At 62.2% G+C, this 397-nt stretch carries 2 protein-coding genes; both read left to right on the forward strand.

The window, feature by feature from the left end; all coding sequences use genetic code 11:
• The gene (locus tag ACQRAX_RS25625) at positions 1 to 177 is read left to right on the forward strand and encodes a large ribosomal subunit protein bL35 (protein ID WP_427867789.1); all 177 of its coding nucleotides are present in this window, start codon (positions 1 to 3) and stop codon (positions 175 to 177) included.
• A gap of 14 nt (positions 178 to 191) precedes the next feature.
• On the forward strand, positions 192 to 397 hold a 206-nt coding region (gene rplT / locus ACQRAX_RS25630; protein WP_427867788.1), incomplete at its 3' end, for a 50S ribosomal protein L20.

Here is a 397-nt window from a genome sequence, read left to right on the forward strand (position 1 = left end):
GTGAAGAAGCGCTTCAAGCTCACCGCCACCGGCAAGGTGAAGCACGGTGTGGCCGGCAAGCGCCACCGGCTGATCAGCCACAACGCCAAGTATATCCGCCAGAACCGCGGCACCTCCGTGCTCGCCGATGCCGATGTCGCGCACATCAAGGCATGGGCGCCCTACGGTCTGAAGTAAGGAGGGCCTGAGAAATGGCACGAGTTAAGCGTGGTGTAACCACCAAGGCCAAGCACAAGAACATCCTGGAGCAGGCGAAGGGCTATCGCGGTCGTCGCAAGAACACGATCCGCATCGCCCGTCAGGCCGTCGAGAAGGCCGGCCAGTACGCCTATCGCGACCGCAAGGTTAAGAAGCGGACCTTCCGTGGTCTGTGGATCCAGCGCATCAACGCCGGCGT

The sequence above is a fragment of the Pseudomonas sp. UM16 genome (assembly GCF_050312595.1).
Classification (GTDB): domain Bacteria; phylum Pseudomonadota; class Gammaproteobacteria; order Pseudomonadales; family Pseudomonadaceae; genus Aquipseudomonas.